Raw genomic sequence first — 26,933 nt, 5'->3', positions numbered from 1 at the left:
CGGGGCCTCGTTCCAGGCGATGTGGCGGGATCTCGCCCCGATCGGCCGCCACCGGGGCAGCGGCGGGTACCGCCGGTACGCCTGGACCGCCGCCGACACCGAGTGCCGGACCTGGTTCCGCGAGCAGGCCGAGGCGCGCGGGCTCACCCACGAGACCGACCGGAACGGCAACCAGTGGGCCTGGTACGGCGACCCCTCGGCCGGGGACGCCGTCGTCACCGGGTCCCACCTGGACTCGGTACCGGACGGCGGCGCCTTCGACGGGCCGCTCGGCGTGGTCTCCTCCTTCGCCGCCTTCGACGAACTCCGCCGCAGGGGGGCGGAGTTCGTCAGGCCCTTCGCCGTCACCAACTTCGGTGACGAGGAGGGGGCCCGCTTCGGCCTCGCCTGTGTGGGCTCCCGGCTCGCCGCCGGGCAGCTCACCCCCGAGGCGGCGTGGCGCCTCCGTGACCAGGACGGCGTCTCGCTGCCCGAAGCCATGGAGGCGGCCGGACACGACCCCGGGACCATCGGCCCCGACCCCGAACGGCTCGCCCGCGTCGGCGCGTTCGTCGAACTCCACGTGGAGCAGGGGCGCGCCCTCGACATCGGCGGGGACCCGGTCGGCGTCGCCTCCGCCATCTGGCCGCACGGCCGCTGGCGGTTCGACTTCCGGGGCGAGGCCAACCACGCGGGCACCACCCGCCTCGCGGACCGGCGCGACCCGATGCTCACGTACGCCGAGACGGTGCTGGCCGCCCGGCGGGAGGCCGAACTCGCCGGAGGTCTCGCCACGTTCGGCAAGGTCGCCGTCGAACCCAACGGGGTCAACGCGATCCCCTCCCTCGTGCGCGGCTGGCTCGACTCCCGGGCCGCCGACCAGGACACCCTCGACACCCTCGTCGGCGCCGTCGAGCGGGCCGCCCGGGAGCACGCCGCCACGGCCGGTATCGACCTCGACGTCGTCCGGGAGTCCTTCACGCCCGTCGTGGAGTTCCGGCACGCGCTGCGGGACGAGATCCGCCGGCTGCTGGACGGCCGCGATCCGGGCGACACGGGCCGCGCCGTGCCCGTACTCGGCACCGGAGCGGGCCACGACGCGGGTATTTTGTCCGCCTCCGTGCCTACGGCCATGCTGTTCGTACGGAACCCCACCGGCGTCTCCCACTCGCCGGCCGAGCACGCCGACGAGGACGACTGCGCGGCCGGGGTAACCGCGCTCGCCGACGTACTGGAAGGTCTCGCGTGCAGCTGACACCACCGCCGACGGGCGGCGCCCCGGTCACCGCCACCTACTGGGCCTCCCACGCCTGGCTCGGCACCCATGTCGAGCCGGGTGTCGTCCTGGACGTCGCGGGCGGCCGCATCGCCGCCGTCCGCACGGGCGTCCACGCGCCGCCGCCCGGTGCCACCGCCCTGCGCGGACTGACCCTCCCGGGGCTGGCCAACACGCACTCGCACGCGTTCCACCGCGCCCTGCGCTCCACCACCCAGGCGGGCGCCGGCACCTTCTGGACCTGGCGTGAGCTGATGTACCGGGTGGCCGCCCTGCTCACCCCCGACACCTACTACGACCTGGCCCGCGCCACGTACGCCGAAATGGCCCTGGCCGGCATCACCTCCGTCGGTGAGTTCCACTATCTGCACCACGGGCCCGGAGGCACGCCCTACGACCACCCGAACGCGATGGGCGAGGCGCTCATCGCGGCGGCGGACGAGGCGGGCATCCGCATCACCCTGCTGGACACCGCCTACCTCGCCGCCGGGTTCGGTGAGAAGCCGAACCACCATCAGCTCCGCTTCTCCGACACCACCGCCGAGGCCTGGGCCGAACGCGCCTCCCTCCTCAAGGGCGGCGGCCACGCCCTGATCGGCGCCGCCGTGCACTCCGTGCGCGCCGTCCCGGCCGGGCAGCTCGCGACCGTCGCAGCCTGGGCCCGGGAGCGCGAGGCACCCCTCCACGTCCACCTGTCCGAGCAGACCGCGGAGAACGACGCCTGCGCCGCCGCCCACGGGTGCACGCCCACCCGCCTCCTCGCCGACCACGGGGTGCTCGGCCCGCGCACCACCGCCGTCCACAGCACCCATCTGACGGCCGAGGACATCGACCTGCTCGGCTCCTCCGGGACCGGCACCTGCATGTGCCCCACGACCGAGCGCGACCTCGCCGACGGCATCGGCCCCGCCGCAGCCCTCCAGCGCGCCGGCTCCCCGCTGTCGCTCGGCAGCGACAGCCACGCGGTGATCGACCTCTTCGAGGAGGCCCGCGCGATGGAGCTCGACGAACGGCTGCGCACCCGCGCCCGCGGCCACTGGACCGCGGCCGCCCTGCTGCGGGCCGCGTCCGCGGACGGGCACGCCGCGCTCGGCCGCCCCGACGCGGGCAGGCTGGAACCGGGTGCGGCGGCCGACCTCACCACCATCGCGCTGGACTCCGTCAGAACAGCGGGGCCGGTGCCCAGGATGGCCGCCCAGGTCGCCGTATTCGCCGCCTCCGCCGCCGATGTACGGCACACGGTCGTGGCGGGCCGGCACATCGTCCGGGACGGGGAGCACACCCGGATCCCGGACGTGCCGCAGGCCCTCGCCTCGGCCGTCGCCGCCGTGTACGGCTGACCCGCGGGCCACCCGCACGGACGAGGCCGCGGACGGCCCCGCCCACGACCGCACACCACCTCGCCGCACCCGACGAAAGCTGCCCCCCGATGACGACGACAGCCGTCACCCACATCGCCACTCTGGTCACCAACGACCCCTCCCTCGGAGACGGGACCCCCCTGGGCCTGATCCAGGACGCGGCCGTCGTCATCGACGGCGACCGTGTCGTGTGGACCGGTGAGACGAGCAAAGCACCCGCCACTGACAACGCCGTCGACGCGGGCGGCCGGGCCATGGTCCCCGGCTTCGTGGACTCCCACTCCCACCTGGTCTTCTCCGGCGACCGCACCCAGGAGTTCCACGCCCGGATGTCGGGCCGGCCCTACTCCGCGGGCGGCATCCGCACCACCGTGGCCGCCACCCGCGCCGCGTCCGACGAGGAGCTGTCCGCCAACGTCGCCCGCTACCTCGCCGAGGCGCTCCACCAGGGCACCACCACCCTGGAGACCAAGTCCGGTTACGGCCTGACCGTGCGGGACGAGGCGCGGGCCCTGCGGATCGCCGCCGCCCACACCGACGAGGTCACCTACCTCGGCGCCCACATCGTCGCCCCCGAGTACGCCGACGACCCCGCCGGTTACGTGGACCTGGTCACCGGGCCGATGCTGGACGCCTGTGCCCCGTACGCCCGTTGGATCGACGTCTTCTGCGAGCGGGGCGCCTTCGACGGCGACCAGGCCCGCGCGGTGCTCACCGCCGGCCTGGCCAGGGGACTGCGCGCCCGTGTCCACGCCAACCAGCTCGGCCCCGGCCCCGGTGTCCAGCTCGCCGTCGAGCTCGGCGCCGCCTCGGCCGACCACTGCACCCACCTCACGGACGACGACCTCGACGCGCTCGGCCAGGGTGACACCGTCGCCACCCTGCTGCCGGGCGCGGAGTTCTCCACCCGTGCCGCCTGGCCCGACGCCCGGCGGCTGCTGGACGCGGGCGCCACCGTCGCCCTGTCCACCGACTGCAATCCGGGTTCCTCGTTCACCTCGTCCATGGCGTTCTGCGTCGCCCTGGCCGTACGGGACATGGGCATGACCCCGGACGAGGCGCTCTGGTCCGCCACGGCCGGCGGCGCCGCCGCGCTGCGCCGCACCGACGTCGGACGCGTCACATCGGGCGCCCGCGCCGACCTCGTGCTGCTCGACGCCCCGAGCCACGTCCACCTGGCCTACCGCCCGGGTGTGCCGCTGACCCACGCGGTCTGGAGGGGCGGGGAACGGGTGAGGTGACCCTCCGGATCCCGCCGCCGCCCCGGACCCGCCGGAGGACCGCGCCGCCCCGGACATGCGGAAGGACCCGCCCGGCGGGGGCGGGTCCTTCCGCAAAGCCGTGACGACCGTGCCATGGGCGGCCGTTCACGCGTCGGCGCTCACTCCTCGACGGTCAGGCCCTTCCTGAGCTTGACCAGGGTGCGGGAGAGCAGCCGGGACACATGCATCTGCGAGATGCCGAGCTCCTCGCCGATCTCGGACTGCGTCATGTTGGCGACGAACCGCAGCGAGAGGATCATGCGGTCGCGCGGCGGCAGCGAGGCGATCAGCGGCTTCAGGGACTCCACGTACTCGATGCCCTCGAGCCCGTTGTCCTCGTAGCCGAGGCGGTCCGCCAGCGCGCCCTCGGCGTCGTCCTCCTCGGGCTTGGCGTCCAGCGAGCTCGCGGTGTACGCGTTGCTCGCGGTCATGCCCTCGACGACCTCCTCGTGCGTGATGCCGAGGCGCTCGGCCAGCTCCACCACGGTGGGGGCGCGGTCCAGCCGCTGGGCCAGCTCGTCGCCCGCCTTGGCGAGGTCGAGGCGCAGCTCCTGGAGGCGGCGCGGGACGCGCACGGACCAGCTGGTGTCCCGGAAGAAGCGCTTGATCTCGCCGATGATCGTGGGCATCGCGAAGGTCGGGAACTCGACGCCGCGGCTGAGCTCGAAGCGGTCGATGGCCTTGATCAGGCCGATCGTGCCGACCTGGACGATGTCCTCCATGGGTTCGCTGCGCGAACGGAACCTGGCGGCCGCGAACTTGACCAGGGCGAGGTTGAGCTCGACCAGGGTGTTGCGGACGTAGGCGTATTCGTGGGTGCCCTCTTCGAGGACTTCGAGCCGTGCGAAGAGGGTCTTCGACAGAGCCCGCGCGTCGATGGCGCCGATCTCGTCGTAGGGAGGGATCTCGGGGAGACCCTCAAGGCCCTCACCCGGAAGGGGAAGGCCGTAGGCGTCGCCGGGGGCGACACCGGTGCGCGGGCCGGGGACGGCGCTCGCGGCGGGGGAGTCGGAATCGGTCGGTCCCTGAGGACATGCCGACGTCGCGACGTGGGTACGCGATACGTCGAGCCGGGGTGACATGGTTCTCCTCCATCGTTCTCGGCATATGGCTGCCGATGCCCATACGTGTTCCTGCGGTGAAGCGGCGCCTCCGAAGCCGGTCGAGTTTCCGATGAGAGATGACCCTTCTACCCATACCCGGTTCCAGCCACGAGTTACAAGCGCCAATTACGCCTATATGTCCGCTTTGTTGAGTTCTCCGACTACCGTGTGGCGAGGGAAACGCGTAATGTTTCACGGACGTCGGCAAAAGCCGCGCGGACAACCGTGCACAGGGTGCTGCGGACAGTGACGGACGGCGAAGAGGGACGGGCATGGACCGCGGGACGGTCGGCAGTGCGAACCGGGGTCGGCTTCAGGTCGAGGTCCGGACCGAGGGGCGCAGCGAGGTCGTGACGCCGGTGGGTGAGCTGGACCACCACACCGCCGATCTCCTGCGGGAACCCCTGGAGAGCGCGGTCGAGCAGGGGCGCGCGCGCCTGGTGGTCGACTGCTCGCGACTCGAATTCTGTGATTCCACCGGGCTCAACGTGCTGCTCGGTGCCCGCCTCAAGGCGGAGGCGGCCGGGGGAGGGGTTCATTTGGCCGGAATGCAGCCCGTGGTGGCTCGTGTCTTCGAGATCACGGGGGCGGAGGCGGTCTTCACCGTCCATGCCTCACTCGAAGACGCTCTGAGCGACTGACGGGGGGATCCGTGCCCACGGGACCCGGACGCCCCGCGCGTCGCTCGCGTCACGCTCTCGGCGTAGACGAGATACGTGTCGTCCTGATCCGCTCGGGCAGAAGACACCTCGTCGGGGTCACGGAACCCGCACACTCTGTATCTGACCATTATCTGTTCGTGGCAACACGGTGAATCGGTGAGGTGAAGCGCTGATGAGCACCACCCGGCAGCATCCGCCGGGCGGCCTCGGCCGCGAGCCGGACGGTGGGGGCACCGCCTCCGCCGTACCTGCGGACCGGCGGTGGCGCACCCTCTCGCTGCGACAGGCCACCGGCATCGTGCCGACGGCGCGGGACTTCGCCCGGCAGGCGCTGCACGACTGGGGCTGGCTGCCCGCCGTGGGCGCCGACCGCAGGGCGGCGGCCGAGGACGTGCTGCTGGTCGTCTCCGAGCTCGTCACGAACGCCTGTCTGCACGCGGACGGACCCGAAGAGCTCCGTATCGCCTGCTCGCCCAAGGTGCTGCGGGTCGAGGTCGTCGACCGCGGTGCCGGGCAGCCCGCGCCCCGTACGCCGCACCGCGCGGGGCGGCCCGGCGGGCACGGCATGTTCATCGTGCAGCGGCTCTGCCTGGACTGGGGGGTCACCCGTACCCCGGACGCGCCGGGCAAGACCGTCTGGGCGGAGCTCGCGGCACCCGCGTAGCCGTCGTCCGCGCGGCCGTCGAGGGGCGCGCGGAAGCAAGGACGCCAGGAAGGGGCGCGCCGGTACACCACCGGCGCGCCCCTTAGGCGTTCCGGGCCCGCCCGTCACCGGCGAAGGGGCCGCCGCACCGGATCGGTGCGGCGGCCCCTTCGCCCGTACGTCGCCCGCGTCAGCGGACGTTGCCCATGAGGGCCTTGACCTTGCCGCGGTACACGAAGATCGCGACACCGGCGAGGACGGCGAGGGTCGCCTGGAGCGCCACCACCCCGGTGCCGTTGAGCTCGACGCCCGCGATGGAGAGCAGCCCCGTGGTGCAGTCGCCGGCGGTGACCGCCAGGAACCAGACACCCATCATCTGGCTCGCGTACTTGGCCGGGGCCATCTTCGTGGTGACCGAGAGGCCGACCGGGGAGAGCGTCAGCTCGGCCACGGTCTGCACGAAGTAGATCGCCACCAGCCACATCGCGGCGGCCTTGTGGCCGTCGCCCGCGATGGTCAGCGGTGCCAGGAAGAGGAAGAACGACGCTCCGACCAGGACCAGACCGGAACTGAACTTCACGATCGTGCTGGGCTCCTTGCCCCGCCGGTTGAGCGCCAGCCAGAAGGCGGCGAAGAGCGGGGCGAGCGCCATGATCAGGACCGGGTTGACCGACTGGTACCAGGAGACCGGGAAGTCCCAGCCGAGGACCGAGTTCTTCGCGGAGGTGTCCGCGAAGATCGCCAGGGTCGAACCGCCCTGGTCGTAGATCATCCAGAACAGCGCGGCGGCCACGAAGAACCAGATGTAGCCGGACATCTTGGCCTGCTCGGTGTCGCTCAGCTCCTTGTCGCGCTTGATGCGCGTCAGGACCATCACCGGGATGACCAGGCCGGCGATCGTGATCGGGACCAGCAGCCAGTTCAGCGTGTAGACGCCGGTGGCGACCGCGCCGACGTAGAAGACGGCCGCGACGCCCAGCCAGATCATCGCCTTGCGCAGCGTGGAGGCGCGCTCGTCGGCGGACAGCGGCTTGGGGACGACCAGGCTGCGCGGGTTCAGGTGCCGGGTGCCGATGAGGAACTGGGCCACACCCAGCCCCATGCCGACCGCGGCCAGCGCGAAGCCCAGGTGCCAGTTGACGCTCTCACCGATGGTGCCGATGACCAGCGGCGCGGCGAAGGCACCGACGTTGATGCCCATGTAGAAGATCGTGAAGCCACCGTCGCGGCGCGGGTCGTCCGGGCCGTCGTAGAGGTGGCCGACCATCGTGGAGATGTTCGACTTCAGCAGTCCGGAGCCGATCGCCACGAGGCCGAGGCCCGCGAAGAACGTGCCCTGGGACGGAAGGGCCAGCGTCAGATGGCCGAGCATGATCACGCCACCGGCGACGGCGACCGTCTTGCGGGGGCCCCAGACCCGGTCGCCGAACCAGCCGCCGGGCATGGCGAGCAGGTACACCAGCGACAGGTAGACCGAGTAGATCGCCGTGGCCGTGGCCGGGTTCATGTGGAGCCCGTTGGGCGCGATCAGGTAGAGCGGGAGAAGGGCACGCATGCCGTAGTAGCTGAAGCGCTCCCACATCTCCGTCATGAAGAGAGTGGCCAGGCCGCGGGGGTGGCCGAAGAAGGTCTTCTGGGGGCCGGCCGTACCGGCCGAGTCCTTCGTCAGGCTTGACGCCATGGTCGATCCTTGCTGGTCGGGACGCGCTGCCGCGTGAGCGTCACGCGCCCGGTGGGGGGTGGCCGGCACCGGTACGGCGTCGCCCCGCCCCCGACGCCTCAGGGGGTTCTCGATCAGGCCGCCGGCTCCGTGGGGGAGCCGCGAGGCCATCGGGGACAGTCCGCACCGGGATCCACGCCCGGTACGCGTCCTCGCGCTCCGGGCCCGGCCCACAGGTCATTCACTGGTGGGGGAGCCGGCGGAAACCGGCTCGTACGCAAAAGGACCTCTGGCGCGCGGAACGCTGCCCAAAGGTCCTCGGTTGTGCAACAGGCGTCGAGTCACCATACGGCATGACACGCGTCGATATGGAAGGACTTGAGACATGGATCACAGGTCACCGTGGAACCACGCTCTCATATTCGAAGGTGAATGACCGGTTCGTGTCGCTGAGTCGCAGGGCCTTCTCAGCCCCTCACCCGAGGCGCCTCGCGCGGACTACCATCACTCCATGACCCGTGTACTGCTCGCCGAGGACGACGCATCCATTTCGGAGCCACTGGCTCGCGCCCTGCGGCGTGAGGGGTACGAGGTCGAGGTCCGCGAGGACGGCCCGACCGCGCTCGACGCCGGACTCCAGGGCGGCGTCGACCTGGTCGTACTCGATCTGGGGCTGCCCGGCATGGACGGCCTGGAGGTCGCCCGGCGGCTGCGCGGCGAGGGCCTCGCCGTACCGATCCTGGTGCTGACCGCGCGGGCCGACGAGGTGGACACGGTGGTCGGGCTGGACGCCGGCGCCGACGACTACGTCACCAAGCCCTTCCGCCTCGCCGAACTGCTCGCCCGGGTGCGGGCCCTGCTGCGCCGCGGTGCCGCCGAGCCCGTCCCGCAGCCCGCCACGCACGGCGTCAGGATCGACGTCGAGTCGCACCGGGCCTGGATGGGCGACGAGGAACTCCAGCTCACGGCCAAGGAGTTCGACCTGCTGCGGGTGCTCGTGCGGGACGCCGGGCGGGTGGTCACCCGCGACCAGCTGATGCGCGAGGTCTGGGACACCACCTGGTGGTCGTCCACCAAGACCCTGGACATGCACATCTCCTGGCTCCGCAAGAAGCTCGGCGACGACGCGGCCAACCCCCGCTACATCGCCACCGTCCGGGGCGTCGGCTTCCGGTTCGAGAAGAGCTGACCGAGAAGAGCTGACCGGGACGAGCTGACGTACAGAGACCGCCATGCGCCGCCGACTGATCAATTCCACGCTCGCCGTGGTGCTCGTGGTGATCGCCGTCTTCGGCGTCTCCCTCGTCATCGTGGAGTCCCGCACCATCAGCAACAGCGCCCAGGAGAGCGTCGACTCGGAAGCGCTGCGCCTGATCAGCGTCGTGGAGAGCCGGCTGCTCGGCGCCGAGCGGATCACCCCCGACGTGCTGGCCGAGCAGGTGGACGACAACCGCTACGCACGGGTCGAGATCCCCGGCCGGCCCCCCATCGAGGTCGGCGAGCGCCCCACGGACAGCGTCATCCGCAGTACGGAGGTGGGGGAGCAGAACGAGCGGGTCACCGTCGAGGAGTCCGGCTCCGCCGTCACCCGCGAGGTCGGCCGGACCCTGCTGATCATCGGGGCGGTGGCCCTGCTGGCCATCATCTCCGCCGTCCTCCTGGCCGTACGCCAGGCCAACCGGCTCACCTCGCCCCTCATCGACCTCGCCGAGACCGCCGAACGCCTGGGCTCCGGCGACCCCCGCCCCCGGCACAAGCGGTACGGGGTGACCGAGCTGGACCGGGTCGCCGACGTGCTGGACGCCTCCGCCGAGCGGATCGCCCGGATGCTGACCGCCGAACGCCGCCTCGCCGCGGACGCCTCGCACCAGCTCCGCACCCCGCTGACCGCGCTCTCCATGCGGATCGAGGAGATCTCCGTCACCGACGACCCGGAGACGGTGAAGGAGGAGGCGAGCATCGCGCTCACCCAGGTCGAGCGGCTCACCGACGTGGTGGAGCGCCTGCTGACCAACGCCCGGGACGCCCGCACCGGCTCCGCCGTCGTCTTCGACCTCGACGAGGTGGTCAAACAGCAGCTGGAGGAGTGGCGCCCGGCCTACCGCAGCGCGGGCCGTGCCGTGGTGTGCTCCGGCAAACAGGGGCTCCAGGCCGTCGGTACGCCCGGCGCGGTCGCCCAGGTGCTCGCCGCGCTGATCGAGAACTCCCTGATGCACGGCGGTGGCACGGTCGCCCTGCGCACCAGGGTCACCGGCAACCAGGTGGTCGTCGAGGTGACGGACGAGGGGCCCGGCGTGCCCGCCGACCTCGGGGCGCGGATCTTCGAGCGGACCATCAGCGGCCGCAACTCCACCGGCATCGGCCTCGCCGTCGCCCGGGACCTCGCCGAGGCGGACGGCGGACGGCTCGAACTGCTCCAGCAGCAGCCCCCGGTCTTCGCCCTCTTCCTCAGCCGGATCGCACCGGCCCGCAAGGAACCGGACCGGCCGGTGCGCTGAGGCACGGCCACCGGCCGCCGTACCGGGGGCGGGCCACCGGACGCTCAGCGCGGCACGGCACGTACGGGCCGCCCGGCACGCGCCTGCTGCTCAGCGCGGCACGGGCCCCGGGGCGGTCACGTCGTCGGCGGGTCGTCGCGGCTCCAGAAACCGTTCCGTGCTGAGCACGGCCTCCTGGGCGGGCAGCGTCTTGAAGACCCAGGTGCGGTACGACCAGAAGCGGAAGAGGGTCGCCACCGAGATGCCGACGACCTTGAAGACGTTGCTCTGGACCGGGCTGTTCCACCCGAAGCCGTACGTCGCCAGGTACAGCACGCCCGTCTCGATCACCGCGCCCGCCGCGCTGAACAGCAGGAAGAGCGTCAGCTCACGGGTCCGGCCGCTCTTGTCGCGGTCCCGGTAGGTCCAGTAGCGGAAGCCGACGTAGTTGAAGAGGATCGCGACGACCGTCCCCATCAGCCCGGCCCGCACCACCGGGATGTCCGTGGTGCGCCAGATCAGGTTGGAGACGGCGATGTTCACGACCAGGCCGAGGGCGCCGACCGCGCCGAACTTGGCGACCTCCCGGGCCAGCAGATCAAGCCGGGCCCGCAACGCGCCCCGTTCGCTCATGGTGATCGCTCGCCCCGTCCGCTCGGTGTCGTCAACCCGCCCATGCTAACCAGCCCACACGTGTGATGCCCGTGATCCGCGGTGCGCGTGGGCGGCGGGAGAGTCCGTCCGGGGAGCGGCCGCGGGCCCGATACCCTGGAACGGTGACGTTTCCGGTAGTCGGCATGGTCGGCGGGGGTCAGCTCGCCCGTATGACCCACGAGGCGGGTATCCCCCTCGGCCTCAGGTTCAAGCTCCTCAGTGACACCCCGCAGGACTCGGCGGCCCAGGTGGTGAGCGAAGTCGTCGTCGGCGACTACCGCGACCTGGACACGCTGCGCGACTTCGCGCGCGGCTGCGACGTGATCACCTTCGACCACGAGCACGTGCCCACCGAGCACCTGCGCGCCCTGGAGGCGGAGGGCATCCCCGTCCGTCCGGGCCCCGACGCCCTGGTGCACGCCCAGGACAAGGGGGTGATGCGCGCCAGGCTCACCGCGATCGGCGCCCCCTGCCCCCGCCACCGCGTCGTCGCCGACCCGGCAGACGCCGCCGCCTTCGCCGAGGAGGTGGGGGGCTTCCCCGTCGTCCTCAAGACGGTCCGGGGCGGCTACGACGGCAAGGGCGTCTGGGTGGTCCGCTCCGAGGCGGACGCGGCCGAGCCCTTCCGGGCCGGTGTGCCGGTGCTGGCCGAGGAGAAGGTCGACTTCGTACGGGAGCTGGCGGCGAACATCGTCCGCTCCCCGCACGGCCAGGCCGTCGCCTACCCCGTCGTCGAGTCGATCCAGGTCGACGGCGTCTGCGACACGGTCATCGCCCCGGCCCCTGAGCTGGACGAGCAGCTCGCCGGCGAGGCCCAGCAGCTCGCCCTGCGGATCGCCGCCGAGCTGGGCGTGGTCGGACACCTCGCCGTCGAGCTGTTCGAGACCCGGGACGGCCGCATCCTGGTCAACGAGCTGGCCATGCGCCCGCACAACTCCGGGCACTGGACCCAGGACGGCGCGATCACCTCGCAGTTCGCCAACCACGTACGGGCGGTCCTGGACCTCCCGCTCGGCGACCCGCGCCCCCGCGCCCCCTGGACGGTCATGTGCAACGTCCTGGGCGGCGACTTCCCGGACATGTACCAGGCCTATCTGCACTGCATGGCCCGCGACCCGCAGCTCAAGATCCACATGTACGGAAAGGACGTGAAGCCCGGCCGCAAGGTCGGCCACGTCAACACCTACGGCGACGACCTGGCGGACGTGCGGGAGCGCGCCCGGCACGCGGCCGACTACCTGCGAGGAACGATCACCGAATGACCGCACCCGGCTCCGCCCCCGTCATCGGCATCGTCATGGGCTCGGACTCCGACTGGCCCGTGATGGAAGCGGCCGCCAAGGCCCTCGACGAGTTCGAGATCCCCTACGAGGTGGACGTCGTCTCCGCCCACCGCATGCCGCACGAGATGATCGCGTACGGCGAGGAGGCGGCCGGCCGCGGTCTCAAGGCGGTCATCGCGGGGGCGGGGGGCGCGGCCCACCTGCCCGGCATGCTCGCCTCGGTCACCCCGCTGCCCGTCATCGGTGTCCCGGTGCCGCTGAAGTACCTGGACGGCATGGACAGTCTGCTCTCCATCGTCCAGATGCCGGCCGGGGTGCCCGTGGCCACCGTCTCGGTCGGCGGCGCGCGCAACGCGGGCCTGCTCGCCGCCCGGATGCTCGCCGCCCACGACGGCGCCCTGCTGGAGCGGATGAAGGAGTTCCAGCAGGAGCTGAACGACCAGGCGACGGAGAAGGGCAAGCGACTGCGCGCCAAGGCCCAGGGCGCGGACTCCTTCGGATTCGGGAAGTAGGCCCCCATGGACAACCTGGACCGCGCCCGACTGCTCCTGGCCGACCACCCCGTCGTGGACGGCCACAACGACCTCCCCTGGGCGCTGCGCGAGCAGGTCGGGTACGACCTCGACGCCCGCGACATCGCCGTGGACCAGAGCACCGCCCTGCACACCGACATCCCGCGGCTGCGGGCCGGTGGTGTGGGGGCGCAGTTCTGGTCCGTGTACGTCTCGACCGAACTGACCGGTGACGCCGCGGTCAGCGCCACGCTGGAGCAGATCGACGTGGTCGCCGAACTGCTGGCCCGCCACCCGGCGGACCTGCGGCGCGCCCTGACCGCCGACGACATGGAGCGGGCCCGCGCCGAGGGCCGGATCGCCTCCCTGATGGGGGCCGAGGGCGGCCACTCCATCAACAACTCGCTGGGCACCCTGCGGGCCCTGTACACCCTCGGCGTGCGCTACATGACGCTGACGCACAACGACAACACCGACTGGGCGGACTCGGCGACCGACGCCCCGGGCGTCGGCGGCCTCTCGGAGTTCGGCCGTGAGGTCGTTCGCGAGATGAACCGCGTCGGCATGCTGGTGGACCTGTCCCATGTGGCGGCCACCACGATGCGCGACGCGCTCGCCACCTCCGTCGCGCCGGTGATCTTCTCGCACTCCTCGGCCCGCGCGGTCTGCGACCACCCGCGCAACATCCCCGACGACGTGCTGCGGATGCTCGCGGCCAACGGCGGGGTGGCCATGGCGACCTTCGTACCGAAGTTCGTGCTGCCGGAGGCGGTCGAATGGACCCTGGCCGCCGACCGCAACATGCGCGAGCACGGTCTGCACCACCTCGACACCACACCGGCCGCGATGCGCGTCCACGCCGACTTCGAGGCCGCCCACCCGCGTCCGGTCGCCACCGTCGCGACGATCGCCGACCACCTCGGCCACCTGCGCGAGATGGCCGGTATCGACCACATCGGCATCGGCGGCGACTACGACGGCACCGCGTTCCTCCCGGCCGGTCTGGAGGACGTCTCGGGCTATCCGAACCTGATCGCGGAACTGCTCTCACGCGGCTGGTCGGACGCCGACCTGGCCAAGCTGACCTGGCAGAACGCGGTACGGGTGCTGCGCGACGCGGAAGCGGTCTCCCGGGAGCTGAGTGCCGTACGGGGGCCGTCGCACGCCACGATCGAGGCGCTGGACGGTCCGGCGGTCTGACCCTCCGGGGCGGTGCGGCGGTCTGCCCCGCCGGGGGCGGACCGGCTCCCCGGGACGCGGCCCCGGTGGCGCGGCCTCGCCCAAGGCCTGAGCGAGGCCGCCCCGGCCGTGTCCCGGGCGGCGCGCTCAGGCCTTCGGGCGGCCCATCGCCCGGTAGGTCCAGCCCGCCGCCCGCCACACCGCCGGGTCCAGCGCGTTGCGGCCGTCCAGGACGATCCGGCGCCCGGCGGCCTCGCCCAGGGCCTCCACGTCCAGCTCGCGGAACTCCCGCCACTCCGTCAGGTGCAGCACCACGTCCGCCCCGCGCACCGCGTCCAGGGCGCTCTCCGCGTAGCCGAGGGTCGGGAAGAGCCGCCGGGCGTTGTCCATGCCCTTCGGGTCGAAGACGGTGACCTGGGCGCCCTGGAGGTGGATCTGGCCGGCCACGTTCAGCGCCGGCGAGTCGCGTACGTCGTCCGAGTCCGGTTTGAAGGATGCGCCCAGCACCGCCACCCGCTTGCCGAGGAAGGACCCGCCGCCCACGGCCTCGCGGGCCAGCTCCACCATGTGCCCGCGCCGGCGCATGTTGATCGAGTCGACCTCGCGCAGGAAGGTCAGCGCCTGGTCGGCGCCCAGCTCCCCGGCCCGCGCCATGAACGCCCGGATGTCCTTGGGCAGGCAGCCCCCGCCGAAGCCGACCCCGGCCCGCAGGAACTTCTTCCCGATGCGCTCGTCGTGGCCCAGCGCCTCCGCCAGCTTCACCACATCGCCGTCGGCGGCCTCGCAGACCTCCGCCATGGCGTTGATGAAGGAGATCTTGGTCGCCAGGAAGGAGTTGGCGGAGGTCTTCACCAGCTCCGCCGTCGGGAAGTCCGTCACCACGAAGGGCGAGCCCTCACCCAGCGGCTTCGCGTAGACCTCGCGCAGCAGCTTCTCGGCCCGCTCGCTCCGCACACCGACCACGATCCGGTCCGGGTGCAGGGTGTCGTCCACCGCGAAGCCCTCGCGGAGGAACTCCGGGTTCCAGGCCAGCTCCACGTCGGCGTCCGCCGGGGCCAGCTCGGCCAGCCGGTCCGCGAGCCTGGCGGCGGAGCCCACCGGCACGGTGGACTTGCCGACCACCAGCGCGCCCCGGGTCAGCCGTGGGGCCAGCGACTCGAAGGCGCTGTCCACATAGCTCATGTCGCAGGCGTACTCGCCGTGCTTCTGCGGGGTGTTCACGCAGACGAAGTGGACGTCGCCGAATTCGCCGACCTCTTCCCAGGAGGTGGTGAACCGCAGCCGTCCGGTGGAGCCCTCGATCCCGGCGACGTGCTTGCGCAGCAACTGCTCGAGACCCGGCTCGTACATCGGCACCCGGCCCGCCGAGAGCATCTCGACCTTCTCGGCCACCACGTCCAGACCCAGGACCTCGAACCCCAGTTCCGCCATGGCCGCGGCGTGGGTGGCGCCGAGGTAGCCGGTGCCGATCACAGTGATCCTGAGGGCCATGAGGTACTCCTGAACAGTGCGGACAAACGTGCGGGGCCGAGCATATCCGGGGCGCGTGTGTCCCTTTCCGCGGCGGCCGCCGAGCAGGCGTGCACGGTCCCGGCGAGTCTGTCGGCAAGCTCACGCGTCCGGGCTGTATGCCACCGTGAGACCCGGCCACTAAAATCGGGTTACTTAACAGTAGTTAGCATCGTTGGGGAGTGAACGTCTTGGCGGGTTCGACCGATTTCGACCTGTACCGTCCGGCCGAGGAGCACGACATGCTCCGCGAGACGATCCGTTCGCTCGCCGAGGCGAAGATCGCCCCGTACGCCGCCGCGGTGGACGAGGAGGCGCGCTTCCCGCAGGAAGCCCTGGACGCGCTGGTCGCCTCGGACCTGCACGCGGTCCACGTCCCGGAGGAGTACGGCGGCGCGGGCGCTGACGCGCTCGCCATGGTCATCGTGATCGAGGAGGTGGCCCGTGTCTGCGCGTCCTCCTCCCTGATCCCGGCCGTGAACAAGCTGGGCTCGCTGCCGGTGATCCTGTCCGGCTCCGAGGCGCTCAAGAAGAAGTACCTGGGCCCGCTCGCCAAGGGCGACGCGATGTTCTCGTACGCCCTCTCCGAGCCGGACGCCGGCTCCGACGCGGCCGGCATGAAGACCAAGGCCGTACGGGACGGTGACTTCTGGGTGCTCAACGGCGTGAAGCGCTGGATCACCAACGCGGGCGTCTCCGACTACTACACGGTGATGGCCGTCACCGACCCGGACAAGCGCTCCAAGGGCATCTCGGCGTTCGTCGTGGAGAAGTCGGACGAGGGCGTCTCCTTCGGCGCCCCGGAGAAGAAGCTCGGCATCAAGGGCTCCCCGACGCGCGAGGTCTACCTCGACAACGTCCGTATCCCCGCCGACCGCATGATCGGCGAGGAGGGCACCGGCTTCGCCACGGCGATGAAGACCCTGGACCACACCCGCATCACCATCGCGGCCCAGGCCCTCGGCATCGCCCAGGGCGCCCTCGACTACGCCAAGGGCTACGTCAAGGAGCGCAAGCAGTTCGGCAAGCCGATCGCCGACTTCCAGGGCATCCAGTTCATGCTGGCCGACATGGCGATGAAGCTGGAGGCGGCCCGCCAGCTCACCTACGCGGCCGCCGCCAGGTCCGAGCGCGTCGACGGCGACCTGACCTTCTTCGGCGCCGCGGCCAAGTGCTTCGCCTCCGACGCCGCCATGGAGATCACCACGGACGCGGTCCAGCTGCTCGGCGGCTACGGCTACACCCGTGACTACCCGGTCGAGCGCATGATGCGCGACGCCAAGATCACGCAGATCTACGAGGGTACGAACCAGGTCCAGCGGATCGTCATGGCCCGCAATCTGCCGTAGCGGGTTTCGCAGGTCAACGGCCCGGACGGACCGGCCGGCGGTGATCCGCCTCCGGTCCCTCCGGGCCGCTCCCGTTCACCCGGGGCGCCCGGACGCGGCCTCCCCCACGGGACAGACCTGGTCCGGACCGGAACGGTTCGGGGAACACGTGACGAGGGCGACCGAGTGGAAGAGGGTTCCGTTCAGGTAGTGCCCCAGGGAAACGTCCCCGCCCCAGGTCAGCCTTTCCACGGCGGCCTTCACCAGAAGGACCAGCCGAGTCACTTCCCTGTCCGCTTCCCCCACGAACCGGGGCGCGAACTCGGCCAGCTGGAGACCGAGCCATTCCCCGGCCTCTTTCGGCTCCTCCCAGGTGCCCCGCACCATGGAGGCCGGTTTCACCAGCCAATGAGCTGTCTGGACCGGAGGAACGCCCGTCGCCGGGAAGTCGGCCACCGCGTTGCGGTAGCGCTCCCTCAACGCCTCCTTGATTCCCACGGGCGGGGTGTGCCCCGGCGGAGGGCGCCGGACGCTCTCGTTGTCGAACGCCTTCTTCTCTCCGACCCATGCGTAACCGTGGTGGTGCACTGCCGCTCCGTTTCGAGGAAGCGCGACGGCCCACCCCCGGCGTGTGGGCGGGCCGTCAGTAGGTGGTGCCAGGGATCAGGCGGAGAGGTCGAACCGCGCGGGGTCGATGCCCGCCGCGTCCAGCTCCGCCCTGGTGAACCGCAGCGGCTCGGCCCCGGGCCGCTTGCTGTCACCCACGGCCCACGCGTCCGGGCCGATCCTGGCGAGCGTCACGCACGCCTCGCCGTCCGGGTGCGTGCTGCCGCCGCACGCTTTCGAGAACGTGGCTCCTTCGATGGGGAGCCCGTACAGGTCGGTCATCGTCGTGCCCTTCCTGATTGTCCGTACGGCCGGGCGAACCGGCCGTCCCCCGCCCGCGACGGGCGGAAGTCCTCAACGGGTGCCTCGGCTTCCGGGGGTGGCCCATGCGCGGAACCGCACCGCGTGCACACGCACTGCGGGTACGTCGAAGAGCTCTCGGGCCGCCCCTTCGCGCGTCACGCGTGTGCCTCCGCCTGGTGGCGACGAAGCCTCACGTTGCAGTCCGAGACCCCGCTGTAGTTCCCTGTGGATCGCGCGTTTTCGCGAGAGACGGACAAGGAGAGGCAAGCCCGGCAACCGGGCTGGGGTGATGGCTCGCCCGCCCCCTCCAAGAGGCTGATGGCCGTTGTGGTCGTCTCTGCGTCGGAAGTTCTCTCTTCGCTCCCCATGCCGCTATCTTCGGTCGGCTGTGGGTGACTCTCTAGTCTGTTTCCTGTTCCCGCAAGAAGTCATTACGGATTCCTTCGAGCAGGCTGCGCATTGTGTCGCCCAACAGTGCGGTGCGCGCGAACCCGTCGAATTTGTCGACGTACAGTCCTACGTCCCTCGGGTCCGTCACGACCACTTCTGCATGCGCTGTCTCTATCGTGACCATGTGGTCGTCGCGGATGACGAACGCGTGATTGGCGATGTCGTGCTGCTTAATCGCCAGCGGCACCACTCTGATGTCCACATGCGGCAGGCGTGAAAGGGAGACGATACGGTCCAGCTGTGCGGCCATCATCTGGGGTGGGACGATTCTCCACCTCAGTACGGTTTCCGTGACGATGAAATGGAGCGACTTCGTGCTCTCATAGAGAACTGCTTGACGTTCTAGTCTTCCGTTGATGGTCCGCGTGAGGGTTTTCTTCGCTCAGGTTGTGCCTGTGCAGAATGGCTCGGATGTACTCAGGGGTTTGGAGCAGGCCGGGCACCAATGCCGGTTGGAAAAGGCGCAGCGTCGACATCTGGGCTTCCAGTGCCCTGGTGGCCTGCTGCCCCTTGTGGACGCCGATACGCTTCAGTAGTCGCCATGCCGTCGCTTCCGTCGCCGACGCTCTGGCAGCCTCCGCGTACTCGGCCTTGACTTCGTCCGAGACCCCAATGGCGGCCAGGATGCGTTCCACGTCCGTGGCGCTCGGCGCGAGCTTCGCATTTTCGATCTTGGACAGCTTGGACGGAGACATGAGGGCGCTGCGTGCCACTGCTTTGGCTTCCTTCCCGGATGCCTTGCGCAGCGCCCGCAGCGCGGCCCCAAGCTGTGCTCTGTTCACGCTCCGTACGTGTCCCACCATTCGGTGAAGGGTTCCGCCTGGGCGAGGGCCGTGTCACGGTACCCAGTGAATTCTGCCGAGCGTTCAGGCGCCAGCACCGCCGATCCGGTGTACTTCCCGGCCTCGTCGTAGTTCATCACGGCCACGGACTCGGAATCGAAGCACCAGAAGTCAGGGACGCCGGCCAGTGGATTGGGCTTGTCGGTGACGTCGAGGATGAAGAACTCTTCGCCCCCGGTCCTGTTCTTCCGGTAGCCCCACCCGAGTTCGAAGCGAAGGTAGTCCGTGAGTGGGCGCGACAGAATGTGTACCCGATAGACCCGCTTCCCCTTTCCGGTGTGTGAGCGCAGCTCTTCCACCCATCCGGCGTTGTAGCTGTCCGGCTGCGGCTGCCCGGCCAGAAAGGCGTGATACGCGTCGACGTTCCCGGATCTGCTGTAGTCGTCCAGGGTCTCCAGGCGGAAGGCCTCACGTTCGAAGGAGTCGAAGAGGTCTCCGAGGGTCTTAGATGAGCTTTTCACGGACGGCCTTCTCAAGCAGTTCCATCGGGATCTCGACCAGGTTTTCATGAGCGGGAATCTGAAGCCCGTGGTCCATCGGTGTTTCGCCCTGCACCAAGAAGGTGCCGCGATCCGTCGTGTAGATCGTGGGGCAGTCCTTGATGTCGCACGTGCTGACCAGCTTGGTGACCTTCATGGTCCGGGTTCCCCTCCCGCGCCGCTGTCAGTGCCTCGCGTCTGGGTCGATGCTCCCGAGGACCGGGTGCGTGGGTCAAGCGATCATGGTTGACGGAACGGGAAACCGCTGACTGGGCCACCGAAACGGCCGCACCCCGCGCCCTGCCGCACGCACCGGCCGGTGCCCCCGCCAGGTGATGGGCGAGTCGGACGCGGACCCTGGTACCGCCCGCCCCGTACGATTCCGTTGCCGATAAGGGATCAAACACGGACAGATGGGAATCACAGTGCCGAATCAGTTCGCCATCGACGTCACCAAGATCCGCGAAGAGGCCCGGCGGAACATCACCCAGGGCCCCGTCACCCCCGCGAACACCGCCGATCTGGAACGCCTCATCGACGTGCTCAACCAGGTCGTCGCCACCGAGATGGTCTGCTACCTGCGCTACACGCAGAACGCGATCGTCGCGCAGGGCATCCACCGTGAGCAGGTCGCGGACATGTTCCGCGAGCACGCGGGCGAGGAGCTGGACCACTTCCAGCGCGTGTCGGACCGGATCAACCAGCTGGGCGGCAGCCCGGACATGGACCCGGCCACCCTCGTCGCCCGCTCCCACACCGAGTACGAGACGCCCCCGGACACCGACCTCCAGGGGATGATCCGTGAGAACTTCGTCGCCGAGCGCATCGTCATCGAGACCTACACCGAGATCGTGCGCTGGATCGGCGAGAGCGACCCCACGTCCCGGCGCCTCATCGAGCACATCCTCAAGGAAGAGGAAGACCACGCCGACGAGCTGAACGACCTCTACCAGCCGGCACCGGGCAGCGCGTGACGCCTGCCGGAGGGTCCATCCGGACGGGCGCGGGGCGCGCGTCGCCTCCGGGCCGGTGCGGTCGGTCCCGCCCGACGGGATGACGCGACGGTCGGCGGCGAACACCCCGGCCTGCCGGCCGGCGCGCGCCGAGCCCCCGGCACGGTGACCGGACCGGACCCGCGCCCCAGGCTCCGTCCCCGGCCGCGCCCCAGGCGGTGTTCCAGGTGTTTCGGCGTCCCCGGCCCCGTCGCCGAGGACGCCGAGACGGCCCGGGGCCTGTCACCGCCGGTTGCTATCGTTCCCCCGCGGATCCGGAGTGGGGCGCGTCACCGAGCGGGGGAGGTTTCCATGGGGCTGTTCGACAGCATCCGCGGGGAATTCATCGACATCATCGAATGGACCGACGACAGCCGGGACACCATCGTCTGGCGGTTCCCGCGCCACGACAACGAGATCAAGATGGGCGCCAAGCTCGTCGTGCGCGAGTCGCAGACGGCGGTCTTCGTCAACGAGGGCCGAATAGCGGACGTCTTCCAGCCGGGTACGTACACCCTCCAGACCCAGAACATGCCCTTGCTGTCCACGCTGAAGGGCTGGAAGTACGGCTTCGACTCGCCGTTCAAGGCCGAGGTCTACTTCGTCACCACCCGTCAGTTCACCGACATGAAGTGGGGCACGCAGAACCCCGTCATCGTCCGTGACCCCGAGTTCGGCATGGTGCGGCTGCGTGCCTTCGGCGCGTACGCGGCGCGGGTGGTCGACCCCGCCGCGCTGCTGCGGGAACTGGCGGGCACCGACCCGCAGTTCCGCACCGAGGAGGTGCAGGAGTACCTGCGCCGGATGATCGTCGGCAAACTGGGCGGCGCGCTCGCCACCTCGGGCGTACCGATGCTGGACCTGGCGACCCAGCAGGAGGCCATCGGCGTCCGGCTCGCGGGTGTGCTCACCGAGGAGCTGAAGCCGGTCGGCATCGCCGTCCCCACCTTCGTCATCGAGAACATCTCGCTGCCCCCGGAGGTGGAGCAGGCCATCGACACCCGTTCCCGGATGGGTATCGCGGGCAATCTCGACCAGTACACCCAGTTCCAGGCGGCCGACGCGCTCGCCGCCGGCGCGAGCACGCCCGGCAGCGGCGTCGGCGAAGGCATGGGGCTGGGGCTCGGGATGGCCGCGGGGCAGCGGATGGCCGCCGGACTCACCCCGCAGCCGCAGCCCACCGCTCCCGCCGCCTCTCCCGCACCCTCGGCGGGCCCGCCGCCGCTGCCCGTGGAGGAGCAGTGGTTCATCGGCGTCGACGGCACCCAGCAGGGGCCGTACGACCGGGCGGCGCTGGCCGGTCTGGTGAGCGCGGGCACCGTGGCCCGGACGACACTCATCTGGAAGGAAGGGATGTCCGGCTGGCTGTCCGCCGGTCAGGTACCGGACGTCAGCGGGCTCTTCGGGGCCGTACCCCCGCCGCTCCCGCCACAGGCCTGAGGGAGGGGCGACGTTGAACACCGAAGAGCAGAACGCCGGGGCCCCCGGAACGGGACCCCGTTCCTACCCCTGCCCGGCGTGCGGTGCCACGGTGGTGTTCGCGCCGGGTTCCGACGCCATGCGCTGCCCGTACTGCGGTCATGAGCAGGCGGTGGCCCCGGTGTCGCGCGAGGTCCGTGAGCACAGCTTCGACGAACTGGCCGCCCTGCCCGTCAAACCGCGGAGCTCCGTGGCCGAGGGGGTACGCACCTACGTCTGTCCGGGCTGCGGTGCCCACACCGAGAGCGACGACCTGTCCGCGCGCTGCCAGTTCTGCGCCACCGCGCTGGTCGCCGAGTCCGACCCCACCGAGCGGGTACGGCCGGAGGCCGTGGTCCCCTTCGGCCTGGACCGGGACGCCGCCCGGGAGGCGCTGCGCGCCTGGACGTCGTCCCGCTGGTTCGCGCCCTCCCGGCTGAAGAAGGTCAGTGAGGCGGAGGCGTTCAAAGGCAGCTACCTGCCGCACTGGACCTACGACGCGCAGACGGACTCCCGCTACCAGGGCCGGCGTGGCGACTACTACTACGTCACCGAGACGTACACCACCACCGAGAACGGCGAGAGCGTCACCAAGACCCGCCAGGTGCGCCACACCCGCTGGACCCCCGTCTCCGGAAGGGTCAGCCGCGCCTTCGACGACGTCCTCGTCGCCGGGACCACCCATGTCGACCACGAACAGCTGGACAAGCTCACGCCGTGGCCGCTGGAGGAGGCCAAGCCGTTCCAGGCGGAGTACCTGGCCGGATTCCAGACCGTGCGGTACGACGTGGAGCCCGAGGACGGGCTGGTGACGGCCAAGGAACGGATGGCCGGCGTCATCACGTCCGACTGCCGGGCCGACATCGGTGGTGACGAGCAGCGGGTGACGGAGCTGGACACGCGGTACTCGGCCCTCACGTTCAAGCTGATGCTGCTGCCCGTGTGGTTCCTGACCTATCTGTACGCGGGCACCAGCTGGCAGGTCATGGTGAACGCCCGCACCGCCGAGGTCATCGGCGAACGTCCGTACAGCAAGGCCAAGATCGCGGCGGCGGTGGTGTGCGGGCTGGCCCTCGCCGCGCTGATCGTCTTCCTGGTGACGGCACGGAAGTAGCTGAGCGCGGCCGTCTCCGGCAAGGGCGGCCGCACCGGGGAACACAGGAGGTCCGGGCGGCTCGCCGCCCGGACCTCCTCGCGTGCCCGCCGTCAGTTGCCCTTGACGGTGACCGTGTCGTCGTTCTTCAGCTGCTCCATGAGCTGCTTGACCTTGTCCTTGTCCCAGATCAGGTTGCCGTTCACGCTCTGGCCCGTGAGCGGGATGTTCATCGACGTGCCGTCGCCGCCGGTGACGCCCTTCATCGCGAAGAACATCTTCCCCAGCGACCAGAGCGACATGTCCTTGTCGACGATCAGCGTGTCCAGGCCCGCGCCCATCGTCGGGTAGAGCTTGAACGGGTTGAGGATCGTGGACGGGGTCGCCGTCTGGGAGGCCAGGGCCGCGAGGAACTTCTGCTGGTTCTTCGTACGGTCCAGGTCGCTGCCCGCGAAGGCGTACCGGGTGCGGACGAAGGCGAGGGACTGCTCGCCGTTCAGCGTCTGCGTACCGGCCTGGAAATCGGCGCCGGACTTCTTGTCCTTGAAGGCCTTGGGGATGTCCAGCTCCACGCCGCCGATCGCGTCCACGATCTGGGCGAAGCCGCCGAAGCCGATCTCGACGTAGTGGTCGATGCGCAGCCCGGTGTTGAACTCGACCGTGCGGACCAGCAGCTCCGGGCCGTCCTCGGCGTACGCCGCGTTCAGCTTCACCGTCCGGCCGGTGCCCTCGTACTTCTTGCCGGACTCCGAGCCGACGAACGAGGGGATCTCGACGTTCGAGTCGCGGGGCAGGGAGATCAGCGTCGGGCCGCCGGAGCCGTCGTGCAGGATCATCATGGAGTCGGTCCGCTTGCCCTCGGCGGAACCGGTGTGGAGCTTCTTCTTGTCCTCGTCCGTCATGCCCTCACGGCTGTCGGAACCGACGATCAGGTAGTTGGTGCCCTTGCCCTCGGCGGGGCGGTCGATGACCTTGGAGAGGTCCACCTCCCGCTTGAGCTTGCCGTCGGCCCAGAAGTACGTGCCGACGGAGACGGCCAGCACCACCACGACCAGGGTCAGCGCGCCGATCTTGAGGCGACGGCCCCAGTCCGGCGCCGGTCGGGGCTGGACGTATCCGCTGTCGCCGCCCCGGGAGCCGCCGCCACCGCGGTGTCCGCCGCCCTGTCCGCCACCGGGCCCGTGCCCGCCGCCGTAGACCTGGCCCGTGTTGTACCCGCTGTCGTACCCGGAGGCGTCGCCATGACCCCGGCCGCCCGGCTGCGGCGGGATCCTCGCCGGTGACTGCGGCTGCGGCGCGGGGCGCCGCCGGACATGCGGCATGGCACGGGCGGACTCGGGCCGCGGGCTCGCACTGCCCTGCCCGTACCGCTCGCCGGGTCCGCCGTTGCGCCCCTCGGGCCAATCGCTCATGGAGACAGTGTGCCGCTTGCTCCTGTGCGTCTTACAGGGTGTCCGGGAAATCGGGCCGGGGCTGTTGCGAAGCTGATGCAATGCAACCGTGGGCAAGCCCCCGCATAAGGTGGAGGGCATGACAGATCAGGCCCAGACCCCGGAGGGTGAGATTCCGGCCAAGCCGACCTCGGCCTCCCGGACCACCCTCAGCCACATCATGACCGGCAGCGACACCAATCTCCTGGGTACGGTGCATGGGGGCGTGATCATGAAGCTGGTCGACGACGCGGCGGGCGCGGTCGCCGGCCGGCACTCGGGCGGTCCGGCGGTCACGGCCTCGATGGACGAGATGGTCTTCCTGGAGCCGGTCCGCGTCGGTGACCTTGTTCACGTCCGGGCCCAGGTGAACTGGACCGGCCGCTCCTCGATGGAGGTCGGCGTCCGCGTCATGGCCGAGCGGTGGAACGAGTCGACGCCCGCCCAGCAGGTGGGCAGCGCCTATCTGGTGTTCGCGGCGGTCGACGAGGCCGGACGTCCTCGTCCCGTGCCGCGGGTCGTGCCCGAGACGGAGCGCGATCGGCGCCGCTACCAGGAGGCACAGATCCGGCGCACGCACCGCCTCGCCCGGCGCCGGGCGATCAAGGAACTGCGGGAGCAGCGGATCGCCGAGGGGATCGCGGACTGACGTGGCCGCCGCGCGCCGCCGCACGTCGCCAGGAAGGAAGGGCGGCCCGCCCGGTCGCCGGTGCCCCCGGACTACGGGCAGACCACCTGGTCGCCGGTGACCGCTCCGAACTCGCCCCGCTCCGGATTCTCGGCCTTCACCCGCTTCACCTGGGTGAAGTCGGAGCCCGCCGTCACGTTCAGCGTGCCGCCCTGTCCCTTCACCGCCTTCAGTTCGCTCCCCGGCAGCGCGGTGGCCAGCGCCTTCGCCGACCGGTCCCAGCGGGGGTCGTAGGTGATCAGCGTGTGCGCCAGATCGCCCGGACCACCGCTGCCCCGGGGGGCCCGGGTGGTGTCGAAGCCGGTGGAGCGCAGCGCCTTGTCCACCTCCTGGCCGAGGCCGTCCTTCGTCGTCCCGTTGTAGACCTGCACCTTGATCTGCTCGGGCGCCACCTCGACGGGGGTCGCCTTGGGCTGCTCGGGCAGCACCGGGGCGAGCGGCTTGTCCTCGCGCAGGGACCGGAACATCTTCCTGGCCTTCTCCTCGTCCCACTTCACCGTGGAGCCGAGGCCCTTGACCTGGAAACTGTCCTCGGCCAGCGGTACGGAGGTGAATTCGGAGGACGCCGGGGTGAACCCGTGCATCGCCTTGCCGAGCGCCACCATCTGCTCCGTACCGAACCCCTTGTCCGCGCGGATCGCGGCGAGCACCGTCGAGGCGACCTCCTGGAACTTCACCGGGTTGGTCAGGACCCCGCTGCTGGTGGCCTGGCCGAACAGCGCGGCCATGAACCTCTGCTGGCGCTGCATCCGGCCGAGGTCGGCGGCCCCGTCGATGTGCCGCGAGCGCACGTACTGCAAGGCCTGCCCCCCGTCCAGCTTGTGGGTGCCGGCGGACAGGTCGAGGCCGGTGTAGGAGTCCTTGAGCGGGGCGGCGGTGCAGATCTCCACCCCGCCGACGGCGTCGACCGTCTTCATGAAGCTGGTGAAGTCGGCCTCCAGATAGTGGTCGATCTTGACCCCGGTCATCTGCTCGACGGTCCGCACCGTCAGATGCGGACCGCCCTCGGCGTACGCGGCGTTCAGCTTCACCGGGTGGGCGTCGTGCTCCTTGCCGGTGGTCAGGTCGGTGTGCGCGGGGATCTCCGCGTAGCTGTCGCGCGGCAGGCTGACGACGCTGGCCCGCTGCCGGTCGGCGGAGAGGTGCACCAGCATCAGCGTGTCGGTGCAGTGGCAGGGGGCGCCGCCCAGCTTGTACTTCTCCTTCTCCTGGGCCGTGATCTTGTCGCGGCCGTCGGTGCCGACGAGCAGGAGGTTCAGACCGTGACCGCCCGACGGCCGGTTCTTCATGTCCTTGAACGGGTCGACCCGGTCGATCCCGCCCTCCAGGCCGGTCACCACCGCGTGACCGATACCGCTGGCACCGAGCACCAGCACGGACAGCCCGGTCGCCACGCGCATGCCCCACCGGGGAGGCGTCTTACGGCCGCGGGCGCGGTTGCGGCCCCGGTCCGCGGAGCGCTGCCCGGCGACGGGCTGCCGGGCGGGCCTGCGCTGCGGGGGAGCGGTGCGGGGGTGCGGTGGACGGGGCGATCGGTGCGGCGTGGGCACGAGGGACACCTCCGCGGGTGTTAGTGGGACTTTCGCACGGTAGGTCCATACGATCTGCGGACCGGAGGCAGACCTCGGCGGCGCGCGCCCGTGTCCCCCGTTCGCGGTAACGTGGCGGCGGAATCACGCCGCTTCCCGGGGTGCGAGACACCCC

At 70.7% G+C, this 26,933-nt stretch carries 25 protein-coding genes and 1 pseudogene; 15 read left to right on the top strand and 11 right to left on the bottom strand.

Features of this window, described 5'->3' with window-relative positions; all coding sequences use genetic code 11:
* Positions 1-19 precede the first annotated feature (19 nt).
* From B9S64_RS12485 to hutI, 3 genes are all read left to right on the top strand, one after another.
* Positions 20-1,234, top strand: coding sequence for an allantoate amidohydrolase (locus B9S64_RS12485; RefSeq protein WP_103493498.1), 1,215 nt, complete (start codon positions 20-22; stop codon positions 1,232-1,234).
* Positions 1,225-2,595: a formimidoylglutamate deiminase gene (locus B9S64_RS12480; protein ID WP_103493499.1), complete on the top strand. Its 1,371-nt coding sequence runs from the start codon at positions 1,225-1,227 to the stop codon at positions 2,593-2,595. Before B9S64_RS12485 ends, B9S64_RS12480 begins: the two co-directional genes overlap by 10 nt.
* 89 nt (positions 2,596-2,684) lie before the next feature.
* The gene (gene hutI, locus B9S64_RS12475) at positions 2,685-3,857 is read left to right on the top strand and encodes an imidazolonepropionase (RefSeq protein ID WP_103493500.1); all 1,173 of its coding nucleotides are present in this window, start codon (positions 2,685-2,687) and stop codon (positions 3,855-3,857) included.
* A 140-nt stretch (positions 3,858-3,997) separates the two neighbouring features.
* On the opposite strand, the gene B9S64_RS12470 is transcribed toward hutI, so the two are convergent.
* A complete protein-coding gene (locus B9S64_RS12470; RefSeq protein ID WP_103493501.1) occupies positions 3,998-4,960 on the bottom strand; it encodes an RNA polymerase sigma factor SigF in 963 nt (320 codons plus the stop codon).
* A 293-nt stretch (positions 4,961-5,253) separates the two neighbouring features.
* Between B9S64_RS12470 and B9S64_RS12465 the strand changes: the two genes are divergently transcribed.
* Together B9S64_RS12465 and B9S64_RS12460 are read left to right on the top strand one after the other, a co-directional pair.
* The gene (locus tag B9S64_RS12465; protein ID WP_028441249.1) at positions 5,254-5,622 is read left to right on the top strand and encodes an STAS domain-containing protein; all 369 of its coding nucleotides are present in this window, start codon (positions 5,254-5,256) and stop codon (positions 5,620-5,622) included.
* Positions 5,623-5,815: 193 nt separating this feature from the next.
* Positions 5,816-6,307, top strand: a complete 492-nt coding sequence (locus B9S64_RS12460; RefSeq protein ID WP_103493502.1) for an ATP-binding protein — start codon at positions 5,816-5,818, stop codon at positions 6,305-6,307.
* Between the two features lie 169 nt (positions 6,308-6,476).
* Here the strand turns inward: B9S64_RS12460 and B9S64_RS12455 are convergent, their stop codons facing one another.
* Positions 6,477-7,967, bottom strand: a complete 1,491-nt coding sequence (locus B9S64_RS12455) for an oligopeptide:H+ symporter (protein WP_103493503.1) — start codon at positions 7,965-7,967, stop codon at positions 6,477-6,479.
* Between the two features lie 490 nt (positions 7,968-8,457).
* On the opposite strand from B9S64_RS12455, the gene B9S64_RS12450 reads away from it, so the two are divergent.
* Together B9S64_RS12450 and B9S64_RS12445 are read left to right on the top strand one after the other, a co-directional pair.
* Entirely contained in the window at positions 8,458-9,135 is a 678-nt protein-coding gene (locus B9S64_RS12450) for a response regulator transcription factor (protein ID WP_028441246.1), read from the top strand.
* A gap of 43 nt (positions 9,136-9,178) precedes the next feature.
* The gene (locus B9S64_RS12445; RefSeq protein ID WP_103493504.1) at positions 9,179-10,444 is read left to right on the top strand and encodes an ATP-binding protein; all 1,266 of its coding nucleotides are present in this window, start codon (positions 9,179-9,181) and stop codon (positions 10,442-10,444) included.
* Between the two features lie 90 nt (positions 10,445-10,534).
* Here the strand turns inward: B9S64_RS12445 and B9S64_RS12440 are convergent, their stop codons facing one another.
* Positions 10,535-11,056, bottom strand: a complete 522-nt coding sequence (locus tag B9S64_RS12440; RefSeq protein WP_028441244.1) for a GtrA family protein — start codon at positions 11,054-11,056, stop codon at positions 10,535-10,537.
* Between the two features lie 143 nt (positions 11,057-11,199).
* Here B9S64_RS12440 and B9S64_RS12435 point away from each other — a divergent pair, with 143 nt between their 5' ends.
* From B9S64_RS12435 to B9S64_RS12425, 3 genes are read left to right on the top strand one after another with little or no spacing between them, the layout of a single operon-like run.
* The gene (locus tag B9S64_RS12435) at positions 11,200-12,339 is read left to right on the top strand and encodes a 5-(carboxyamino)imidazole ribonucleotide synthase (protein WP_078551944.1); all 1,140 of its coding nucleotides are present in this window, start codon (positions 11,200-11,202) and stop codon (positions 12,337-12,339) included.
* Positions 12,336-12,872: a 5-(carboxyamino)imidazole ribonucleotide mutase gene (gene purE, locus B9S64_RS12430; protein ID WP_103493505.1), complete on the top strand. Its 537-nt coding sequence runs from the start codon at positions 12,336-12,338 to the stop codon at positions 12,870-12,872. Before B9S64_RS12435 ends, purE begins: the two co-directional genes overlap by 4 nt.
* Positions 12,873-12,878: 6 nt before the next feature.
* Positions 12,879-14,072, top strand: coding sequence for a dipeptidase (locus tag B9S64_RS12425; RefSeq protein WP_103493506.1), 1,194 nt, complete (start codon positions 12,879-12,881; stop codon positions 14,070-14,072).
* Positions 14,073-14,198: 126 nt separating this feature from the next.
* Here B9S64_RS12425 and B9S64_RS12420 read toward each other — a convergent pair whose 3' ends face one another.
* Positions 14,199-15,542, bottom strand: a complete 1,344-nt coding sequence (locus B9S64_RS12420) for a UDP-glucose/GDP-mannose dehydrogenase family protein (protein ID WP_103493507.1) — start codon at positions 15,540-15,542, stop codon at positions 14,199-14,201.
* Positions 15,543-15,751: 209 nt separating this feature from the next.
* On the opposite strand from B9S64_RS12420, the gene B9S64_RS12415 reads away from it, so the two are divergent.
* Positions 15,752-16,909, top strand: coding sequence for an acyl-CoA dehydrogenase family protein (locus B9S64_RS12415; protein ID WP_103493508.1), 1,158 nt, complete (start codon positions 15,752-15,754; stop codon positions 16,907-16,909).
* Between the two features lie 75 nt (positions 16,910-16,984).
* On the opposite strand, the gene B9S64_RS12410 is transcribed toward B9S64_RS12415, so the two are convergent.
* The 5 genes and pseudogenes from B9S64_RS12410 to B9S64_RS12385 all read right to left on the bottom strand — a co-directional run bounded on the left by B9S64_RS12410 (position 16,985) and on the right by B9S64_RS12385 (position 19,725).
* Positions 16,985-17,476 (bottom strand): hypothetical protein, encoded by a 492-nt coding sequence (locus B9S64_RS12410; RefSeq protein WP_103493509.1) that lies wholly within the window; start codon positions 17,474-17,476, stop codon positions 16,985-16,987.
* A 75-nt stretch (positions 17,477-17,551) separates the two neighbouring features.
* Positions 17,552-17,776, bottom strand: a complete 225-nt coding sequence (locus tag B9S64_RS12405; protein WP_103493510.1) for a DUF397 domain-containing protein — start codon at positions 17,774-17,776, stop codon at positions 17,552-17,554.
* Between the two features lie 421 nt (positions 17,777-18,197).
* Positions 18,198-19,029 (bottom strand): annotated as a pseudogene (locus tag B9S64_RS12395) (helix-turn-helix domain-containing protein).
* On the bottom strand, positions 19,026-19,550 hold the full coding sequence (locus tag B9S64_RS12390) for a DUF6879 family protein (protein ID WP_103493512.1): 525 nt from the start codon (positions 19,548-19,550) through the stop codon (positions 19,026-19,028). Before B9S64_RS12390 ends, B9S64_RS12395 begins: the two are co-directional and overlap by 4 nt.
* Positions 19,534-19,725, bottom strand: a complete 192-nt coding sequence (locus tag B9S64_RS12385) for a hypothetical protein (protein ID WP_030623526.1) — start codon at positions 19,723-19,725, stop codon at positions 19,534-19,536. Before B9S64_RS12385 ends, B9S64_RS12390 begins: the two co-directional genes overlap by 17 nt.
* A 256-nt stretch (positions 19,726-19,981) precedes the next feature.
* Here B9S64_RS12385 and B9S64_RS12380 point away from each other — a divergent pair, with 256 nt between their 5' ends.
* The 3 genes from B9S64_RS12380 (at position 19,982) to B9S64_RS12370 (ending at position 23,132) form a co-directional block, all read left to right on the top strand.
* Entirely contained in the window at positions 19,982-20,542 is a 561-nt protein-coding gene (locus tag B9S64_RS12380) for a ferritin-like fold-containing protein (RefSeq protein ID WP_203633027.1), read from the top strand.
* 330 nt (positions 20,543-20,872) lie between these two features.
* Positions 20,873-22,000 (top strand): SPFH domain-containing protein, encoded by a 1,128-nt coding sequence (locus B9S64_RS12375; RefSeq protein ID WP_103493513.1) that lies wholly within the window; start codon positions 20,873-20,875, stop codon positions 21,998-22,000.
* A gap of 13 nt (positions 22,001-22,013) precedes the next feature.
* Positions 22,014-23,132, top strand: a complete 1,119-nt coding sequence (locus B9S64_RS12370; protein WP_103493514.1) for a hypothetical protein — start codon at positions 22,014-22,016, stop codon at positions 23,130-23,132.
* Positions 23,133-23,224: 92 nt separating this feature from the next.
* Here the strand turns inward: B9S64_RS12370 and B9S64_RS12365 are convergent, their stop codons facing one another.
* Complete coding sequence (locus tag B9S64_RS12365) at positions 23,225-24,523, bottom strand: LCP family protein (RefSeq protein WP_103493515.1); 1,299 nt, start codon at positions 24,521-24,523, stop codon at positions 23,225-23,227.
* Positions 24,524-24,641: 118 nt separating this feature from the next.
* Here B9S64_RS12365 and B9S64_RS12360 point away from each other — a divergent pair, with 118 nt between their 5' ends.
* Complete coding sequence (locus B9S64_RS12360; RefSeq protein ID WP_103493516.1) at positions 24,642-25,190, top strand: acyl-CoA thioesterase; 549 nt, start codon at positions 24,642-24,644, stop codon at positions 25,188-25,190.
* Positions 25,191-25,261: 71 nt separating this feature from the next.
* Here B9S64_RS12360 and B9S64_RS12355 read toward each other — a convergent pair whose 3' ends face one another.
* Positions 25,262-26,629 (bottom strand): LCP family protein, encoded by a 1,368-nt coding sequence (locus B9S64_RS12355; protein WP_103493517.1) that lies wholly within the window; start codon positions 26,627-26,629, stop codon positions 25,262-25,264.
* Between the last annotated feature and the right edge of the window lie 304 nt (positions 26,630-26,933).

Source organism: Streptomyces sp. SM18, from assembly GCF_002910775.2.
Classification (GTDB): Bacteria; Actinomycetota; Actinomycetes; order Streptomycetales; family Streptomycetaceae; genus Streptomyces; species Streptomyces halstedii.
The sequence above is the reverse complement of the archived record's forward strand: the minus strand, read 5'-3'. Positions and strand labels throughout refer to the sequence as shown.

What these genes read in the sequence shown, in the direction of transcription:
- B9S64_RS12425 (WP_103493506.1), top strand. Translation starts at nt 12,879, where the DNA reads ATGGACAACCTGGACCGCGCCCGACTGCTCCTGGCCGACCACCCCGTC.
- hutI (WP_103493500.1), top strand. Translation starts at nt 2,685, where the DNA reads ATGACGACGACAGCCGTCACCCACATCGCCACTCTGGTCACCAACGAC.
- B9S64_RS12465 (WP_028441249.1), top strand. Translation starts at nt 5,254, where the DNA reads ATGGACCGCGGGACGGTCGGCAGTGCGAACCGGGGTCGGCTTCAGGTC.
- B9S64_RS12360 (WP_103493516.1), top strand. Translation starts at nt 24,642, where the DNA reads ATGACAGATCAGGCCCAGACCCCGGAGGGTGAGATTCCGGCCAAGCCG.
- B9S64_RS12440 (WP_028441244.1), bottom strand. Translation starts at nt 11,056, where the DNA reads ATGAGCGAACGGGGCGCGTTGCGGGCCCGGCTTGATCTGCTGGCCCGG.
- B9S64_RS12450 (WP_028441246.1), top strand. Translation starts at nt 8,458, where the DNA reads ATGACCCGTGTACTGCTCGCCGAGGACGACGCATCCATTTCGGAGCCA.
- purE (WP_103493505.1), top strand. Translation starts at nt 12,336, where the DNA reads ATGACCGCACCCGGCTCCGCCCCCGTCATCGGCATCGTCATGGGCTCG.
- B9S64_RS12460 (WP_103493502.1), top strand. Translation starts at nt 5,816, where the DNA reads ATGAGCACCACCCGGCAGCATCCGCCGGGCGGCCTCGGCCGCGAGCCG.
- B9S64_RS12420 (WP_103493507.1), bottom strand. Translation starts at nt 15,542, where the DNA reads ATGGCCCTCAGGATCACTGTGATCGGCACCGGCTACCTCGGCGCCACC.
- B9S64_RS12365 (WP_103493515.1), bottom strand. Translation starts at nt 24,523, where the DNA reads ATGAGCGATTGGCCCGAGGGGCGCAACGGCGGACCCGGCGAGCGGTAC.
- B9S64_RS12355 (WP_103493517.1), bottom strand. Translation starts at nt 26,629, where the DNA reads ATGCGCGTGGCGACCGGGCTGTCCGTGCTGGTGCTCGGTGCCAGCGGT.
- B9S64_RS12455 (WP_103493503.1), bottom strand. Translation starts at nt 7,967, where the DNA reads ATGGCGTCAAGCCTGACGAAGGACTCGGCCGGTACGGCCGGCCCCCAG.
- B9S64_RS12380 (WP_203633027.1), top strand. Translation starts at nt 19,982, where the DNA reads ATGGGAATCACAGTGCCGAATCAGTTCGCCATCGACGTCACCAAGATC.
- B9S64_RS12405 (WP_103493510.1), bottom strand. Translation starts at nt 17,776, where the DNA reads ATGACCGACCTGTACGGGCTCCCCATCGAAGGAGCCACGTTCTCGAAA.
- B9S64_RS12375 (WP_103493513.1), top strand. Translation starts at nt 20,873, where the DNA reads ATGGGGCTGTTCGACAGCATCCGCGGGGAATTCATCGACATCATCGAA.
- B9S64_RS12470 (WP_103493501.1), bottom strand. Translation starts at nt 4,960, where the DNA reads ATGTCACCCCGGCTCGACGTATCGCGTACCCACGTCGCGACGTCGGCA.
- B9S64_RS12485 (WP_103493498.1), top strand. Translation starts at nt 20, where the DNA reads ATGTGGCGGGATCTCGCCCCGATCGGCCGCCACCGGGGCAGCGGCGGG.
- B9S64_RS12445 (WP_103493504.1), top strand. Translation starts at nt 9,179, where the DNA reads ATGCGCCGCCGACTGATCAATTCCACGCTCGCCGTGGTGCTCGTGGTG.
- B9S64_RS12385 (WP_030623526.1), bottom strand. Translation starts at nt 19,725, where the DNA reads ATGAAGGTCACCAAGCTGGTCAGCACGTGCGACATCAAGGACTGCCCC.